Origin of the sequence: Bradyrhizobium lablabi (assembly GCF_900141755.1) — a bacterium.
Taxonomy (GTDB): Bacteria; Pseudomonadota; Alphaproteobacteria; order Rhizobiales; family Xanthobacteraceae; genus Bradyrhizobium; species Bradyrhizobium lablabi_A.
Genome location: NZ_LT670844.1, coordinates 4,623,733 through 4,641,922, shown reverse-complemented (window position 1 = coordinate 4,641,922; position 18,190 = coordinate 4,623,733). Strand labels below are relative to the sequence as shown.

12 protein-coding genes are annotated in these 18,190 nt (G+C 61.8%); 3 read left to right on the top strand and 9 right to left on the bottom strand.

Annotation, left to right across the window (positions count from 1 at the left end; all coding sequences use genetic code 11):
* Positions 1-2: 2 nt before the first annotated feature.
* Positions 3-836 (bottom strand): phytanoyl-CoA dioxygenase family protein, encoded by an 834-nt coding sequence (locus B5526_RS21580; RefSeq protein ID WP_079541404.1) that lies wholly within the window; start codon positions 834-836, stop codon positions 3-5.
* Positions 837-1,045: 209 nt separating this feature from the next.
* Here B5526_RS21580 and B5526_RS21570 point away from each other — a divergent pair, with 209 nt between their 5' ends.
* Positions 1,046-1,888: an MlaD family protein gene (locus tag B5526_RS21570; protein WP_079541400.1), complete on the top strand. Its 843-nt coding sequence runs from the start codon at positions 1,046-1,048 to the stop codon at positions 1,886-1,888.
* 152 nt (positions 1,889-2,040) lie between these two features.
* Here the strand turns inward: B5526_RS21570 and B5526_RS21565 are convergent, their stop codons facing one another.
* Positions 2,041-3,138: a maleylacetate reductase gene (locus B5526_RS21565; protein WP_079541397.1), complete on the bottom strand. Its 1,098-nt coding sequence runs from the start codon at positions 3,136-3,138 to the stop codon at positions 2,041-2,043.
* Positions 3,139-3,493: 355 nt separating this feature from the next.
* Here B5526_RS21565 and B5526_RS21560 point away from each other — a divergent pair, with 355 nt between their 5' ends.
* Both B5526_RS21560 and B5526_RS21555 read left to right on the top strand, forming a co-directional pair.
* Positions 3,494-9,775: a HAMP domain-containing protein gene (locus B5526_RS21560; RefSeq protein WP_079541395.1), complete on the top strand. Its 6,282-nt coding sequence runs from the start codon at positions 3,494-3,496 to the stop codon at positions 9,773-9,775.
* 15 nt (positions 9,776-9,790) lie between these two features.
* Positions 9,791-11,296 carry a sensor histidine kinase gene (locus B5526_RS21555; RefSeq protein WP_079545169.1) on the top strand — a complete coding sequence of 502 codons (1,506 nt, stop codon included), beginning with the start codon at positions 9,791-9,793 and terminating at the stop codon, positions 11,294-11,296.
* 51 nt (positions 11,297-11,347) lie between these two features.
* On the opposite strand, the gene B5526_RS21550 is transcribed toward B5526_RS21555, so the two are convergent.
* From B5526_RS21550 to urtA, 7 genes are all read right to left on the bottom strand, one after another.
* A complete protein-coding gene (locus tag B5526_RS21550; protein WP_079541393.1) occupies positions 11,348-11,686 on the bottom strand; it encodes an FmdB family zinc ribbon protein in 339 nt (112 codons plus the stop codon).
* 183 nt (positions 11,687-11,869) lie between these two features.
* Entirely contained in the window at positions 11,870-13,099 is a 1,230-nt protein-coding gene (gene fmdA / locus B5526_RS21545) for a formamidase (RefSeq protein ID WP_079541391.1), read from the bottom strand.
* Between the two features lie 33 nt (positions 13,100-13,132).
* Positions 13,133-13,822, bottom strand: a complete 690-nt coding sequence (urtE, locus tag B5526_RS21540; RefSeq protein ID WP_079541389.1) for an urea ABC transporter ATP-binding subunit UrtE — start codon at positions 13,820-13,822, stop codon at positions 13,133-13,135.
* Positions 13,823-13,860: 38 nt separating this feature from the next.
* The gene (gene urtD / locus B5526_RS21535; protein ID WP_079541387.1) at positions 13,861-14,616 is read right to left on the bottom strand and encodes an urea ABC transporter ATP-binding protein UrtD; all 756 of its coding nucleotides are present in this window, start codon (positions 14,614-14,616) and stop codon (positions 13,861-13,863) included.
* Between the two features lie 10 nt (positions 14,617-14,626).
* Positions 14,627-15,766: an urea ABC transporter permease subunit UrtC gene (gene urtC, locus B5526_RS21530; RefSeq protein ID WP_079541385.1), complete on the bottom strand. Its 1,140-nt coding sequence runs from the start codon at positions 15,764-15,766 to the stop codon at positions 14,627-14,629.
* 18 nt (positions 15,767-15,784) lie between these two features.
* On the bottom strand, positions 15,785-16,711 hold the full coding sequence (gene urtB, locus B5526_RS21525; protein ID WP_079541383.1) for an urea ABC transporter permease subunit UrtB: 927 nt from the start codon (positions 16,709-16,711) through the stop codon (positions 15,785-15,787).
* A 164-nt stretch (positions 16,712-16,875) separates the two neighbouring features.
* Positions 16,876-18,138 (bottom strand): urea ABC transporter substrate-binding protein, encoded by a 1,263-nt coding sequence (gene urtA / locus B5526_RS21520; protein ID WP_079541381.1) that lies wholly within the window; start codon positions 18,136-18,138, stop codon positions 16,876-16,878.
* Positions 18,139-18,190 lie beyond the last annotated feature (52 nt).

Below are 18,190 nucleotides of genomic sequence, written 5' to 3'. Positions count from 1 at the left end.
CCTCACGCCCGATAGGCGCTCTTGCCAGTGCCGCGATAGAGCACCTTCACCTGCTCTTCCGAGACTTCCTTGTGAAACGCCAGCGCCGCGGGTTCGAGGTCGCGCTTCGGCACATGAGCGGGCAGGAAGTGGCCGTGAGTGTCCTTGCCGCGCACCAGCGTTGCCCAATCCCGCTGCCCCACCGCCTGCTTCAGATGCGTCGGGATATAGCGGATGGCGAGCCCGATGCGGCGGTCGTCGGAGCGGTTCGGCTCCGATCCGTGAAACAGCAGCACGTGATGCAGCGATGCCTGGCCGGGTTTCAATTCCACATAGACCGCCCTGGCCTCGTCGACCTCCACCGCGATCTCCTGACCGCGGGTGAGGAGATTGTTTTTATCAAACGTGTCCTCGTGCTGGACCTGCTCTTTGTGTGTCCCAGCAACGAACTTCATGCAGCCCGAGATCTTGTTGGCCGGGGACATCGCGATCCAGGCGGTCGCGACGTCGGATGAGCTCAATCCCCAATAGGTCGCGTCCTGATGCCAGGACACAAAACCGGGATCGCGCGCCTCCTTGATGAAGAAGCTGGTGTTCCAGCACAGGATGTTCGGACCCAACAAATCCTCGATGGCATCGAGGATTTTCGGATGGCGGATCATCTCGTCGATCCAGGTGAACAGCACGTGGCTGCGATGGCGCATCTCGGCCTTGATCGGGCCGCCGCTTGCGGCTTCATAGTCTTCGAGCCTGCGGCGAAAGGTGGCCACTTCGCCGGCGCCGAGCGCGTCGATCGGAAAGTGGTAGCCATTGTCGCGATAGGTAGCGACTTCGCTTTCGCTCAGCAATTTCGGCATGGGTTTCCTCCGATGCATTTTTTTGCCTGCGGGCGGCCCGCAGGCGTTTGCGGCAAGGGTGAGGCCGCGATTTGGCGCTGTCAAGCAGCGCCGGGCGTGCACGACGCGCCCCGTATCGGCCTTCCGCCCGTTTGGCTTTGCCGGTACAATCGGGGCGGCGCACGTGTGCTTCGATTTCACAACCCAGCGCCGCGTGGCCGGATTTTGAGATGAGACCCAAGGCGAGCAATTTGATGATCGGATCGACGATGCTCGCGGTGATCGCCGCGGCGTTTGTCGGCCTGCTCGGGTTCCAGAAAATCCGTGCCTTCCGGCAACAGACCCCGCTTCGCATCGTGTTCGAGGGCTCGGCAAGCGGACTGCACAAAGGCGGCAGCGTGAATTTCGACGGGGTTCAGATCGGACAAATCATGTCGCTCCGGCTCGACAGCCCGCGCAAGATCGTCGCCATGGTGATGGTGGATAACAGCGCCCCGATCCGCAAGGACACGGTGGTCGGCCTCGAGGCCCAGGGACTTACCGGCATCTCGGCGATATCGCTGGTCGGCGGTGCGCCCGCCGCACCTCCGGTGCCGCTCGATGAGGACGGCATCCCGGTCCTGACCGCCGATTTGAGCGAGACCGAATCGATCCGCGACTCCCTGCACAATGTCGACCGCCTCTTGGTCGGCAATCAGGCGGCGCTGAAAACGACGATGCAGAATTTCGAGACCTATACGGCCTCGCTCGCGAGCAAGGGCGAGGCAATCGACAGCATCATCGGCAAGGCTGACGGCGCCTTCGCAAGCTTCGAGGGCGCCATGACCAAGATCGACAATGCCGTGCCCGGCCTCGCCGGCGGAAACGCCGACGACCTGCTCGAGACGGTAAAGTCGATCCGGCAACTGGCCGAGAGCTTCAACAAGCGCTCCGGCGCCCTGATGGAAGAAGGCCGCCGCTCGCTTATGGATATCAGCGAATCCGCCAACAAGGTAACCCGCAAATTCGACGGGCAAGCCGGAGGCGGAGACAACCCGCGTCCGCCGAGAAAGCCGAACCCAACGCGGCAGTGACGCGCGGCTAAAATTTTCCAGTTCGCTGGCTTCATCCTTCGAGACGCGGCCAAGTGGCCGCTCCTCAGGATGAGGTCTTAGACCCTCATGGTGAGGAGCGTGGCAAGGCCGCGCGTCTCGAACCATGTGGCCCGTTTGGTGCGGAGAACGCCCTAAGCCTTGGCCTGAGGCTTGCGGTCGCCGGGGGGTTGCATCGCCGGCCGCCAGCCGAGGAACGCATCATCCAGCAACCGGACAATATCCTCGCGGGTGGCAGGCCGCGGGTTGTAATAGGGCTGCTCCATGACCAGCGAGGCGGCGCGATCGAGATCGTCGTGGTTCATCCCGATTTCCCGTAAAGACAGCGGCGCGTTCAACTGCGTCATCAGATCGAAGATTCCACTCGCCGCGTTGGTAGTACCCATGGCGCGCTCGATCCGCTTCATCGCCCGCGGCGCCGCGGCGTAGTTGAAGGCGACCACGTGCGGCAAGACGACGGTGTGGGTTTCGGCGTGCGGCAAATTCCAGCTTCCGCCCAACACGTGGCACAGCTTGTGGTGAAGCGCCATCCCGCTGGTTCCGAGCACCGATCCGCACAGCCAGGCGCCGTAGAGGCACTCGCTGCGGCCTTCCAGACCCCTGGGGTTTCTGGCCACACGCGGCATTCCCGACGCCAGCGCCCGGATGCCGTCCTCGGCCATCATCGCCGTGATCGGATTGGGCTGGTTGGAATAAAGCGCTTCGACCGCATGGGCGATGGCGTTGAATCCGCTAGTGACCGAAATCCCCGGCGGAAGGTCGAGCGTGAGATTCGGATCATAGATCACCGTCTTCGGCAGCACCCGCTGGTCGCGTCCGGTCTTCTTCAGGCCGTTTTCGGTGAGCCCGTAGATCGGCGTCATCTCGGAGCCGGCATAGGTGGTGGGGATGGCGAGGATCGGCAAACTCGAATGCAGCGCGATCGCCTTGCCGAGCCCGATAGTCGAACCGCCGCCCGCGGCCACCACGCAATCGGCGCCGAGGCGCTCGGCCTCCTCGCGCGCGGCATGCGCGACTTCGACCGGCACATGCATCACCGCACCTGCGAAAATTCCGGCGCAGCGATCGCCGAGGCGGTTCGCAATGTCCTGCGCAAGCCCCTGCCGCTGCGGCGTGGACAACACCAGCGCGCGTTTGGCCCCGAGTTTTTCGATCTCTTGCGGCAATTGGTCGAGCGTATTTGGCCCGAACACCACCCGGCCCGGCAGCGTTTCGAAAACGAAGGCATCCATCTCGGCTATCCCCCTTCCTTAAGCGTAGCGAAAACGATCTGGTTGAGCTATCGCCCGAACAGTTGCTGCTGGCGCGAGGGAAGGCAGACCAGACGATCTGGAGCGCGGCCTTGAAAGCGTCGCGATGATCAGATTTGCTGCTTTTTGATCTCCATCAACAATATTGAAATATTCTTTTCGCCTGCGGGAACAAAAGTTCCGCTCCGGAATTGTTCCGCTTCGTCCCAATTTATGGAACCTAAACATCTGAAAGACTTGCGGTTTCTCGCTTGATTTAAGCGCGGCTGCGCGATTTGATGCCGGGAAAAATTTTCTACGTGCTCGATTCGAATACGCATTGCTGAAGGGGAATGCCATGGCTGATCTCGGCTCCGCCGCTCCATCCACCCGGCGTCGCACAAAAGACAAGCCTTACAGCAACGGCAAGCCGGACCCTTCGCAGGAATTGCTTCACGCGCTGCAGGCGATGCGCAGCGGAGACTTCTCGGTACGCATGACCGGCGATCATCTCGGCATCGAAGGCAAGATCGCCGATACGTTCAACGAAATCGTCGCCGCCAATCAGCGGATGTCGCAGCAACTCGAGCGGGTCGGTCAGGTTGTCGGCCGCGAAGGCAAGACCCGGCAGCGCGTCAAGTTCGGCCTAGCCTCTGGCTCCTGGGCCGACATGGAGGGCTCGGTCAACACGCTGATCGACGATCTGCTGTGGCCGACACGCGAGGTGACGCGCGCGGTTGCCGCGGTCGCGCAAGGCGACCTTCTGCAAACCGTTCAACTCGATGTCGATGGCCGCCCGCTGGGCGGCGAATTTTTACAGTCGGCGAATATCGTCAACACCATGATCAAGCAGCTCAGCGTGTTCACCTCCGAGGTGACGCGGGTGGCGCGCGAAGTCGGCACCGAGGGCAAGCTCGGCGGTCAGGCGCAGGTCCCCGAAGTGACGGGCGTCTGGAAGGATTTGACCGAGAGCGTCAATTCCATGGCCAACAATCTCACCGGCCAGGTTCGCAACATCGCCGAGGTCACGATCGCGGTGGCCAATGGCGATTTGTCGAAGAAGATCACAGTCGACGTCCGCGGCGAGATCCTGCAGCTGAAAGAAGCCATCAACACGATGGTCGATCAGCTTCGCTCGTTCGCATCCGAAGTCACGCGCGTTGCCCGCGAGGTCGGCACCGACGGCAAGCTCGGCGGTCAGGCCATCGTCCCCGGCGTCGCCGGCACGTGGAAGGATTTGACGGACTCAGTGAATGCGATGTGCGGCAACCTTACGGCGCAGGTCCGCAATATCGCCAACGTCACGACCGCTGTTGCCCGCGGCGACTTGTCGCGAAAAATCACTGTCGATGTCCGCGGCGAAATCCTCGAGCTGAAGGACACCATCAACACGATGGTCGATCAGCTCAATTCATTCGCGTCGGAAGTGACGCGTGTTGCCCGCGAAGTCGGCACCGAAGGCAAGCTCGGCGGCCAGGCCCAGGTGCCCGGTGTTGCCGGTACCTGGAAGGACCTCACCGACAACGTCAACTTCATGGCGTCGAACCTGACGGCTCAGGTCCGCAACATCGCCGATGTCGCGACCGCGATCGCCGGCGGCGACCTTTCCAAGAAAATCACAGTGAACGTGTCGGGCGAAATCCTGCAATTGAAGGAAACGCTCAACACCATGGTCGACCAGCTCAACGCGTTCGCCGGCGAAGTGACGCGCGTCGCGCGCGAAGTCGGGACCGACGGAAGGCTGGGCGGACAGGCCAACGTGCTCGGCGTCGCCGGCACCTGGAAGGACCTGACCGAGAGCGTCAACTCGATGGCGAGCAATCTGACGGCACAGGTCCGCAACATCGCGGAAGTGACGACCGCGGTCGCCAATGGCGACCTCTCGAAAAAGATCACGGTCGACGTCCGCGGTGAAATCCTTGAGCTGAAAGACACCATCAACACCATGGTCGATCAGCTCAATGCGTTCGCCGGTGAAGTGACGCGCGTCGCGCGCGAGGTCGGCACCGAAGGCAAGCTGGGCGGTCAGGCGCTGGTGCGCGGCGTCGCCGGCACCTGGAAAGACCTAACCGACAGCGTCAACTCGATGGCCAGTAACCTCACCGGCCAGGTCCGCAACATCGCGGAAGTCGCGACCGCCGTGGCGAAGGGCGACCTGTCGAAGAAGATCACCGTCAACGTGTCGGGCGAAATCCTTCAACTGAAGGAAACGCTGAACACCATGGTCGACCAGCTAAATGCGTTCGCGTCCGAAGTCACGCGTGTGGCGCGCGAAGTCGGCACGGACGGCAAGCTCGGCGGCCAGGCTCAGGTGACCGGCGTCGCCGGCACCTGGAAAGATCTGACGGACAGCGTCAACTCGATGGCGGGCAACCTGACCGCCCAGGTCCGCAACATCGCGGAAGTGGCGACCGCGATCGCCGGCGGCGACCTGTCGCGCAAGATCACGGTCGACGTGCGCGGCGAGATCCTGCAGCTCAAGGAAACGCTGAACACCATGGTCGATCAGCTCAACCGCTTCGCCGGTGAGGTGACGCGCGTGGCGCGCGAGGTCGGCACCGAAGGCCGCCTCGGCGGTCAGGCCAACGTGCCCGGCGTTGCCGGCACCTGGAAGGACCTCACCGACAGCGTGAACTCGATGGCGGGCAATCTGACAGCCCAAGTCCGCAACATCGCCGAAGTGACGACCGCCGTGGCGCGCGGCGACCTGTCACGCAAGATCACGGTGGACGTGAAGGGCGAAATCCTCGAACTGAAGAATACCATCAACACCATGGTCGACCAGCTCAACGCCTTCGCGTCCGAAGTGACGCGCGTGGCGCGCGAGGTCGGCACCGAAGGCAAGCTCGGCGGTCAGGCCGAAGTGCCCGAAGTTGCCGGCACCTGGAAGGACCTCACCGACAACGTCAACTTCATGGCCTCGAACCTGACCGCGCAGGTCCGCAACATCGCGGAAGTCGCGACCGCGATCGCCGGCGGCGACCTCTCGAAAAAGATCACGGTCGACGTGCGCGGCGAAATCCTGCTGCTCAAGGACACCTTGAATACCATGGTCGAGCAGCTGCGCTCGTTCGCGGCCGAAGTGACGCGCGTCGCGCGCGAAGTCGGCACCGAGGGACGCTTGGGCGGTCAGGCCGTGGTGCCCGGCGTCGGCGGCACCTGGAAGGACCTCACCGATAACGTCAACCTGCTCGCCGCTAACCTCACCACCCAAGTCCGCAACATCGCCGAAGTGACGACCGCCGTGGCACGCGGCGACCTGTCGCGCAAAATCACCGTCGACGTCAAGGGCGAGATTTTGGAACTCAAAAACACCATCAACACGATGGTCGACCAGCTGAATGCTTTCGCCGGCGAGGTGACGCGCGTCGCGCGCGAGGTCGGCACCGAGGGCAAGCTCGGCGGACAGGCGCAGGTCCCCGGCGTGGCCGGCACCTGGAAGGATCTGACCGATACCGTGAACTTCATGGCAGCCAATTTGACCGAGCAGGTGCGCGGCATCGTCAAGGTCGTGACCGCCGTCGCCAACGGCGACCTGAAGCAGAATCTGACCGTGAAGTCGAAGGGCGAAGTCGCGGCTCTCGCCGACACCATCAACAATATGACCGAGACGCTCGCGACATTCGCCGATCAGGTCACCAGCGTGGCGCGCGAAGTCGGCGTCGAAGGCCGTCTTGGCGGCCAGGCCAACGTGCCCGGCGCCGCTGGCACCTGGAAGGATCTGACCGGCAACGTCAACCTGCTGGCGGCCAACCTGACCTCGCAGGTTCGCGCCATCGCGGAAGTGGCGACCGCGGTGACAAAGGGCGACCTGACCCGTTCGATCCAGGTCGACGCCAGGGGCGAAGTCGCCGAGCTCAAAGACAACATCAATACGATGATCGGCAATCTCAGGCTCACCACCGACGTCAATACCGAGCAGGATTGGCTGAAGACCAACCTCGCCAAATTCACCAACATGCTGCAGGGTCAGCGCGATCTGACGACCGTCGGCCGGCTGCTGCTGACCGAATTGACGCCGCTGGTGAATGCCCACATGGGCGTGATCTACCAGGTCGAAAATGAGGACAATCCGCAGCTGCGCCTGCTTTCGGCTTACGCCGGCGACGGCCTGATTCCCCACCAGCATATCGTGCAGTTCGGCGAAGGGCTGATCGGGCAATGCGCGATGGACAAGCGCCAGCGGCTGGTGTCCGATATCCCGACCGACGCAGTGCCGGTCAATTCGGCGCTATTACGGGTGGTGCCGAAGAATCTCGTGGTGCTTCCGGTGCTGTTCGAGAACCAGGTCAAGGCCGTCATCGAGCTTGCTTCGGTCACCTCGTTCACGACGTCGCAGATGACCTTCCTGGAGCAACTCACCGACAGTATCGGCATCGTGCTCAACTCGATCGAAGCCACCATGCAGACCGAAGGCCTGCTCAAGCAATCCCAGCAGCTCGCCGGCGAGCTGCAGACGCAGCAGAAGGAGTTGCAGCAGACCAACGAGCAGCTCGAGCAGAAGGCGCAGCAGCTCGCCGAACGCAACGTCGAAGTCGAACGCAAGAACCAGGAAATCGAACAGGCGCGGCGCGCTCTCGAGGAAAAGGCGACCGAGCTCTCACTGACATCGAAGTACAAATCCGAATTCCTGGCCAACATGTCGCACGAGCTGCGAACCCCGCTCAACAGCATCCTGATCCTCGGCCAGCAGCTCACCGAAAATCCGGACGGCAATTTGTCTCCCAAGCAGGTCGAGTTTGCCCGCACCATCCACGGCGCCGGCACTGACCTGTTGAACCTGATCAGCGACATTCTCGACCTGTCCAAGATCGAGTCGGGAACGGTGACGGTGGATGCGGAGGAAATTCTCACCTCCAACCTCTTGGAGACGGTGGGACGCCCGTTCCGGCACGAAGCGGAAAACCGGCAATTGTCGTTTACCGTCGAGGTCGATCCCAATCTGGGACGCAGCATCGTCACCGACTCCAAGCGCTTGCAGCAGGTCTTGAAGAACCTGCTATCGAACGCGTTCAAGTTCACCGCAGAGGGCGGCGTGCGCCTGAGGGTTTCGGCGGTGGTCGCGGGTTGGAGCGGCGAGCATCCGGTTCTCAACCACGCCCCCGCCGTGATTGCCTTTGAGGTATCCGATACCGGCATCGGCATTCCCGCGGAAAAGCAGAAGCTGATCTTCGAGGCATTTCAACAGGCCGATGCCGGCACCAGCCGCAAATATGGCGGCACCGGCCTGGGCCTTGCCATCAGCCGCGAGCTCGCAAGCCTGCTCGGCGGCGAAATCCATCTGCAGAGCACCCCCGGCAAGGGATCTACTTTCGTGCTCTATCTGCCGTTGAAATATTCCGGACCGACGGTAGCTCCGCGAGCCAGTAACCTGTCCCAATATGCCGCGGCACCAGCGCTGCAGGTGGCGCCGCAAGAGCGGGTCATCGAACAACTTCCGGACGACCGGCTGAACCTCGATCCCGGAGATGCCATTCTTTTGATCGTCGAGGACGACCCGCATTATGCACGCGTTCTGATCGATCTGGCGCGCGACAAGGGCTTCAAGGTTCTGGTCGCGGCGCGCGGCACGGAAGCCCTGGAACTCGCCAAGCAATTCCAGCCCACCGCGGTTTCGCTCGATGTGTTCCTGCCCGACATGCTCGGCTGGACCGTGCTCAGCCAGCTCAAGCATAACCCGCTGACGCGGCACATCCCGGTTCAAATCGTCACGCTGGACGAAGACAAGCAGCACGCTTTGGCGCGCGGCGCGTTCTCCTATGTCAGCAAGCCGACCACGACCGAAGGCGTCAGCGCGGCGCTGTCCCAGATCAAGGAATACGCCAAGCCCCGCCGCAAGCGGCTCTTGATTGTGGAGGATAATGCGGCGGAACAGATGAGCATCAGGGAACTTCTGGACCATCACGACATTGAGATCGTCACGACCGACACCGGTGCCGGGGCACTCTCCACCCTGCGCGAAAACCCCTGCGATTGCGTGGTGCTCGATTTGCGGCTTCCAGACATGAGCGGTTTCGAGGTGCTCGACAACATCCGCAACGACGAAGCCTTGTCCAACGTGCCCGTCATCGTCTTCACCGGTCGCGAGCTTTCGGTCGAAGAGGACGCGGAACTGCATACGATGGCGCGCAGCATCGTGGTCAAGGGCGTGGAGTCGCCGGAGCGGCTATTGGACGAGACGTCGCTGTTCCTGCATCGCGTGATCACGGATCTGCCGACCGAAAAGCAGCGCATGCTGGAGAGACTCAACAGTTCCGACGAGGATCTCGTCGGCCGGACCGCGCTGCTGGTCGACGACGATGCCCGCAACATCTTCGCGCTGTCCAGCGTGCTGGAACGCCGCGGCATGAAGGTCCTCACCGCAACGACGGGCAGCGAGGCGGTCGCGCTGGTCGGGTCGCACCCCGAAATCGCCATCGTCCTGATGGATATCATGATGCCGCAGATGGACGGCTATCAGACGATCGGGGTGATCCGCGAGAACCCGGCGTTCCGCCGGCTCCCGATCATCGCACTGACGGCCAAAGCGATGAAAGGCGATCGCGAGAAGTGCCTCGAGGCCGGGGCCTCCGATTATCTGGCGAAGCCGGTCAATACCGAGCAGTTGCTCCTCGCCATCCGCATGTGGCTACACCGCTGAGTGGTCAACCAGATGATGGATCATGAAAAAGTAAACATCCTTCTGGTCGATGATCAGCCGGCCAAGCTGTTGGCCTACGAGGTTATTCTGAAGGAACTCGGGGAAAACCTCGCCGCAGCGACGTCCGGACGCGAGGCGCTCGAATATTTGCTCAAGAACGAGGTCGCCGTCATTCTGGTCGACGTCTGCATGCCGGAGCTCGACGGCTTCGAGCTCGCGGCGATGATCCGCGAGCATCCCCGCTTCCAGAAGACGGCGATGATTTTCATTTCCGCCATTCAGGTCTCCGATCTGGACCGGCTTCGCGGCTACGAGATGGGCGCGGTCGACTACGTTCCGGTCCCGGTTATTCCGGAGGTGTTGCGCGCCAAGATCCGGGTGTTCGCCGAACTCTACCGCAAGACCCGGCAACTGGAGCGGTTCAACGCCGAGCTGGAAGATCGCGTTCGCGCCCGCACCGCGGAACTGGAGCAATCGAACGCAAGGCTGCTCGAAAGCGAACAGCGCCGCAGCCTGGCGCTTGCGGCCGGCAGAATGGGCTCATGGGATTGGGACTGGGTCAACGGCGACTGGATGTGGGACGAGGGGCAATACCGCATCTTTGGCGTCGATCCGGAGACGTTTGCCGTGACGCCGGCAAGCGTTCAGGCGCTGCTTCATTCTGACGATATCGACGAGCTCCGCAAGGCGATGGCCCAGTTCAACAAGGGCGCCAAATCATATGAAGCGGAATTTCGGATCACCCGGCCCGACGGCGAGGTTCGCTGGTGCGTCGGCACCGCAGCCGCGACCATAGACAGAGGCGGCCGTGTGATGCGCGTCAGCGGCGTCACCGTCGACATCACCGAACGGAAGCGCGCGGAAGAGCGGCAAAATCTGCTGGCCCGGGAGGTCGACCACCGCGCCAAGAACGCGCTGGCGCTGGCGCAATCCATCGTCCGGCTGACGCGAAGCGAGAACGTCAAGGATTACATCCAGGCCGTGGAAGGGCGGATCAACGCGCTGGCCCGGGTGCATACCGTTCTCTCCTTGTCGAACTGGCAGGGGGCGGAAATGGGACGGCTGGTCGATGAAGAGCTCGCGCCCTATTCCACCGGCGATCAGATCGCCTTCGGCGGTTCGAATGTTCGGCTGCAGCCGGCCACCGCGCAAACGCTGGCATTGGCCCTGCACGAGCTGGTCACCAATTCGGCCAAGTATGGCGCCCTCTCCGCGGTATCGGGCCGCATCTCCATCAATTGGTGGATCGAGGCGGATTTTCTCCGGATGCTGTGGGAAGAAAGGGATGGCCCTGTTGTCCAGAAACCTCTATCGCGCGGATTCGGCACAAGAAGCGTGATCGCCAGCATCGAATCCCAACTTGGTGGACAAGCCGAATTCGACTGGCGTCCGGAAGGCCTGGTTTGCCGGCTGTCGGTTCCGCTGACGCGGGATGCGGCAACCGGGCCGCTCAACAGCCATCCAAACTTCGTCATCAATGGCAACGGGGCCGAACTGACCTCGCGATCCGCGGACGCCTGAGATAGCTCCCTCGCCCCGCTCTTCGCGGGCCGAGGTCAAGAAAAGCAACCGTCAGTGGCTGATCATCCACGGCCGCGCGGTCGGAAAACTCTTTGCGCCGCCTCGAGTTTGCCTGACAAGACGCGAGGGCTTGGTCGAGCAACAGCCGCAGCCGGCCCCATGCGAGGCCTTGAATTCGCCGAGGGTTTTTGGGGCGTTGGCTGCGCGCTCATTGGTGGCGTGGGCCTTGCGCGAAGCTGCCGGCATGCAGGAGAAATTCGGCGCGGTCAGGATCACGCGCGGCGATACGCCGGCGCATTGCGGACAGTCGTGCGGCGCGTCGCATTCGGCCATCGGCCGCATGTCCGTGAACGGGCCGCAATCATTGCAGAGATACTCGTAGACCGGCATGTGACGTCCTCGCCATTCACTTAAGATCTCGCGGACGGCGGATGCGGGGCGGCCAGTAACGCGACCGTCCCGCACCCCGTCGCGCAGGGAGCTAAAGCATGATCCGGAAAAGTGGGTACCGGTTTTCCCTCGCGACAAACGCGGAACGCGTTTGCGCGGAGATCATGCGCAAACAAAGAGACTCTATTTGTCCGGTGACAGCGGCATCTGGATGTCGCCCTTGATGTGTTTGATCGGGCCGGCCGACGACGGCATGATGTCGAAGTCGAAGATTTCGGTCGGCAGCCACAGCGTGGCGCAGGCGTTCGGCACGTCGACCACGCCGGAGATATGGCCCTGGCACGGCGCCGTCCCGAGGATCGAGTAGGCCTGCGCGCCGGAATAGCCGAACTTCTTGAGGTACTCGATGGCGTTCAGGCAGGCCTGCCGGTAGGCGATATGGACGTCGAGATAATGCTGCTTGCCCTGCTCGTCGACCGAGATGCCCTCGAAGATCAGATAGTCCTTGTAGTTCGGCGTGATCGGCGACGGTTTGAACACGGGATTCTTGATGCCGTATTTCGAAACGCCGTCCTTGATGATGTCGACCTTGAGATGCAGCCAGCCCGCCATCTCGATCGCGCCGCAGAAGGTGATCTCGCCGTCGCCCTGGCTGAAATGCAAATCGCCCATCGAGAGCCCGCCGCCGGGCACATAGACCGGGAAATAGATCTTCGAGCCGCGCGACAGGTCCTTGATGTCGCAATTGCCGCCATGTTCGCGTGGCGGCACCGTGCGCGCGCCTTCGGCGCCGATCTTGGCCTTGGCATCGCCCTTCGCCTGACCGGCATGCGCGGTCGGGGCGAACGGCGGATTGGCGAGCCCGGGCACCCGCGTCGGATTGGTCGCAATCAGCGCGGTCTCGCGCTCGTTCCAGGTCGCGAGCAATTTCGGATCCGGCAGACAGCCGATCAGGCCGGGATGGATCAGGCCTGCGAAATTCACGCCGGGAACATGACGCGACGAGGTGTAGAGGCCTTTGATGTCCCAGATCGATTTCTGCGCCAGCGGGAAATGATCGGTCAGGAAGCCGCCGCCGTTCTTCTTCGAGAAGAAGCCGTTAAACCCCCACATGCTTTCCTTCAACGGCCCGACATCGAGCAGATCGACCACCAGGAGATCGCCGGGCTCGGCGCCCTTGACGCCGATCGGGCCGGACAGGAAATGCACGATCGACAAATCGATGTCGCGTACGTCGTCGGCCGAATCGTTGTTCTTGATGAAGCCCCCGGTCCAGTCATAGGTCTCGATGATGAAGTCGTCGCCCGGGCTGACCCACGCCACCATCGGGACATCGGGGTGCCAGCGATTATGGATCATGTCGTTTTCGTAAGCCGATTTCGTGAGATCGACCTTGATCAGTGTGTCTGGCATCGAAAGCTCCCCTGTTTACAAGCTACGGTGGATTTACACGGACAAATATTTCGATATCTGCGCGGCATCGACGCCCTCGCGCGGGTCGTCACGCACGATCTCGCCGTTCTCGATGACCAGCACACGGTCGGCGATGTCGAGCGCGAAGCTCAGGACCTGCTCGGAAACCACGATCGACAATCCGCGCTCGTCGCGGATGCGCTTTAAGGTGCGCGCCATGTCCTTGATGATCGATGGCTGGATCCCTTCGGTCGGCTCGTCCAGCAGCAGCACTTTGGGTTTTGTCGCGAGCGCGCGGGCGATCGCAAGCTGTTGTTGTTGCCCGCCGGAAAGATTGCCGCCGCGGCGGTTTTTCATTTCCAGGAGCACCGGAAACAATTCGTAGATACTGCCGGGCACCTCAGACTCACCGGATACGACGAGCCCGGTCTCGATGTTCTCCTTCACCGTCATGGTGGAGAAGATCATCCGCCCCTGCGGCACATAAGCGAGGCCCTTGGCGACGCGTTCATAGCTCTGCAGTTTGCTGAGCTCGGTGCCTTCCATGGTCACCGAGCCGCTTTTGGTCGGCAGGATGCCCATCAGCGACTTCATCAGCGTGGTCTTGCCCATGCCGTTGCGGCCCATGATCGCGACGATCTCGTTGGGCGCCACCGACACGTTGAGGCCGTGCAGCACTTCGCTCTGGCCGTAAGCGACATGCAGATCCGAGATCGCCAGCATCAAAATGCTCCCTGTCCTTGGCTGCGCATGATCATGCCCTAGTGCCCGAGATAGACTTCGATGACCTTGGGGTCGTTCTTGACGTGCTCCATCGAGCCCTCCGACAGGATCTGGCCCTGGTGCAGCACCGTGACCTTGTGGGCGATGTCCTCGACGAATTTCATGTCGTGCTCGATCACCAGCACCGAGCGGTCCTTGATGATGCGGTTGAGCAATTCCGCGGTCTTGACGCGCTCGCTGACGCTCATGCCGGCGACCGGCTCATCGAGCATCAGGAGGTCCGGATTCTGGATCAGCAGCATGCCGATCTCGAGCCATTGCTTCTGGCCGTGACTCAATTGCGCGGCGTAGACGTTGAGACGATCTTTCAAGAAAATCATCTCGGAGACCTCCTCGACCCGTTCGCGAACCGCGGCGTCGCGCTTGAAGGTCAGCGAGCCGAACACGGTGCGCCCACGCGGATAGGAGATTTCCAGATTCTCGAACACGGTGAGATCGTCGAAGATCGACGGCGTCTGGAATTTTCGGCCGACGCCGGCCTGCACGATCTGGTTTTCCTTCAGCTTTGTCAGTTCCTGGCCGCGAAACTGGATCGAGCCCGAGGTGGCCTTGGTCTTGCCGCAGATCAAGTCGAGCACGGTTGTCTTGCCGGCGCCGTTGGGGCCGATGATGACGCGGATTTCGTTCTCCTCGACATAGAACGACAGATCGTTGACCGCCTTGAAACCGTCGAAGGAAACCGTGAGCGCTTCGACCGCGAGCAGGAATTCCTTGGGCTGGTGACCTATCAGCATGGTTGCCTCCTCACTCGGCCGGTGCGCCGTCGGCGACCGAACTGTCGCTCCAGCCGTTTTTCGGCTTGCGCGACGACATCAAGCGGTCGATGCGGGGCTGCACGTAGTCGCGCCAGATGCCGGCGAGACCATCCGGGAAGGCCAGCACCACGGCGATGAACAGCGCGCCGAGCCCGAACAGCCATAGCTGAGGAAAGGATTCCGACAGGCTGGTCTTGGCGAAATTCACCAATAGCGTGCCGTAGACGGCGCCGAAGATCGAAATCCGACCGCCGACCGCGGTGTAGATCACCATCTCGATTGAGGGCACGATGCCGACAAAGGACGGCGACATAAAGCCGACTTCGAGGGTGAACATCGCCCCGCCGATCGCGGCAAACACCGCAGCCATGCAGAATGCAAAGATCTTGAAATTGGCGACACTGTAGCCGGAGAATCGCACGCGATCCTCCTGCTCACGCATCGCCACCAGGATGCGGCCGAGCTTTGTCAGGCGGATGAACTGCGCCAGCACGATGCAGCCGAACAGCAGGATCACCTCGACGAAGTAAAGGATGAACTTGGCGTGGTCGGTGCGGATGTCCCAGCCGTGCAGGGTGCGCAAATCGGTGATGCCGTTGATGCCGCCGGTGTAGCCCTGCTGGCCGACGATCAGGATGGTCAGAATGGCCGCGATCGCTTGCGTGATGATCGCGAAATACACGCCACCGACCCGGCGCTTGAACATCGCGGCACCGATGATCAGGGAAAAGAAGGCCGGCACCAGCAGGATCGCGAGCACCGTGAAAGGGAAACTGTGGAACGGCTTCCAGAACAACGGCAGTTGCGTGATCTGATTCCAGTCCATGAAGTCGGGGATGCCCGGCGTCGACTGGATCTTGGTGTTCTCGACGCTCGATGCCTCGAGCTTGAGGTACATCGCCATGCAGTAGCCGCCGAGGCCGAAGAACACGCCCTGGCCGAGGCTCAAGATGCCGCCATAGCCCCAGCACAGCACGAGGCCGACCGCGACAAAGGCGTAGGTCAGGTATTTGGCGACCAGATTGAGGCGAAAGATGTCGAGCGCCAGCGGCAGAATGAGGAACAAGAGGACGGCCAGCGTCACGAAGCCGATGAGCTCGGAGCGATTGAAGAAACGCGAGTTGATCATGACCGAGCCTTCTTGTTCTTATCTTCGAACTTTTAGCGCGAACAGCCCCTGCGGCCGCAGCATCAGGATCGCGACGATCGCGAGTAGCGTGATGACCTTGGCCATCGACCCCGAGAGGAAAAACTCGAGCGTCGATTGCGTCTGCGAGATGGTGAAGGCGGACGCGATGGTGCCGAGCAGGCTCGCGGCACCGCCGAATACGACGACCAGGAACGTATCGACGATATAGAGCTGGCCGGCGGTCGGCCCCGTCGAGCCGATCATGGTGAAGGCAGAGCCTGCGATGCCGGCGATGCCACAGCCGAGGCCGAAGGTGTAACGGTCGACCTTCTCGGTGTTGATGCCGACGGCGCCGGCCATCACGCGGTTCTGCACGACGGCGCGGACCTGCCTGCCCCAGCGCGATTTGTACATGATGTAGGCGACGCAAATCGTGATCAGCACGGTCAGGCACATCACGAAAATGCCGTTGATCGGCACTTCGATCGAATCGGTTACCTGTTTGGAGCCCAGCATCCACTGCGGCAGCTCAACGCCGACTTCGCGTGCGCCGAAGATCGAACGATAAGCCTGCTGCAGGATAAGGCTCAGTCCCCAGGTCGCCAGAAGCGTATCCAGCGGGCGCCTGTAGAGATGCCGGATCAGCCCCCATTCGACCAGCATGCCGAGCGCCCCGGATGCCAGGAATGCGAGGATCATCGCAACGAAGAAGTAGCCGCCAAACAGGCCCGGAAGGAAGGATTGGAAAAAGTTCGACGTCATCCAGGTGACGTAGGCGCCGAGGATCATGAACTCGCCATGCGCCATGTTGATTACGCCCATCTGGCCGAAGATGATGGCAAGCCCGAGCGCCATCAGCACGTAGACGGAAAACAGGATCAGCCCCGCGAAACCCTGCATCGCGAAAATCGCGCCGAGATCGCCAATCGAATAGTCGCCGAACATCGAACCAGTCTCCGTCGTCGGGAAGGTCCGCGCCGCAATAGAGATCGCGGACGCGGCGGTTGCGGGCGTGGACTTTCAAGTCCACGCGAAGCGTTTGCTGAACGGCGAGAGCGTTAGGCGGCGCGCAATCTCACTGATAGCGCCTGCTCATTGATAGCGCCTGCTCACTGATAGCCTTTGGGGAACGGATCCGGCTCGACCAGATCGGCGGTCTCGTAAACCAGCTCGTACTGGCCATCGAGCTTGGCCTTGCCGACGCGGGTCTTCGACCAAAGGTGATGATTTTCGTGAATGCGCACATAGCCCTCCGGCGCACCCTTGAATTCGACCCCCGGCGAAGCGGCTGCGATCTTGTCGATATCGAAGCTGCCTGCCTTCTCCGCGGTTAATTTCCACAGCCACGGGCCGAGATAGGCGGCCTGCGTCACGTCGCCGATCACGGTCTTCTCGCCCCACATCTTCTTGAACGCGGGCACGAAGGCCTTGTTGTTGGGGTTGTCGAGCGACTGGAAGTACTTCATGCAGGCAAAGGCGCCCGCGATGTTCTCGCCGCCGATGCCGTCGATCTCGTCTTCGGTCACCGAGATCGTCAAAAGCGTCTGCTTCGACAGGTCGATGCCGGCCGCCTTGAGCTGCTTGTAGAAGGCGACGTTCGAGCCGCCGACGATGATGGCGTAGATCACGTCGGGTTTTGTCAATTTGATCTTGTTGATCACCGAATTGAACTGCGTGCTGCCGAGCGGGAAGTATTCCTCGCCGACCACCTTGCCGCCCGCGAGATGCCCCTCGATATGCTTGCGGGCGATCTTGTTGGAGGTGCGCGGCCAGATGTAGTCGGAGCCGAGCAGATAGAAGGTCTTTGCGCCCTTGGTCTTGTTGACCCAATCGAGGCCCGCGATGATCTGTTGCGTCGCTTCCTGGCCGGTATAGATGACGTTCTTGGATTGCTCGAGGCCTTCATAAAAGGTCGGATAATAGAGCATGCCGTTATACTGCTCGAACACCGGCAGCACTGCCTTGCGCGAGGCCGAGGTCCAGCAGCCCATCACCGCGGCGCACTTGTCGTTGACGAGCAACTTCTTCGCCTTCTCGGCGAAGGTCGGCCAGTCGCTGGCGCCGTCTTCCTGGATGAACTTGATCTTGCGGCCGAGCACGCCGCCGGCGGCGTTGATCTGCTCGATCGCGAGCTTCTCCGCTTCCACCGAGCCGGTTTCCGAGATCGCCATCGTGCCGGTGACGGAGTGAAGGATGCCGACCGTCACCTCGGTGTCGGTTACCGCAAGACCCGTGGTGTTCACCGCCGAAGTCGCGGGAACGTCCGCGAAGGATGGGCGTGGAAGCATCGCGATGGCCGGCAAGGCGGCCATTCCCATCAACAGTTTGCGCCGAAGCGGAGACTGCAGGCCCCGTTTGATTTCGTCTGACATGAGTACCCCATTTTGGTTCGAGGACGCCTATTGCGGAGGCAAGGATTGCTCG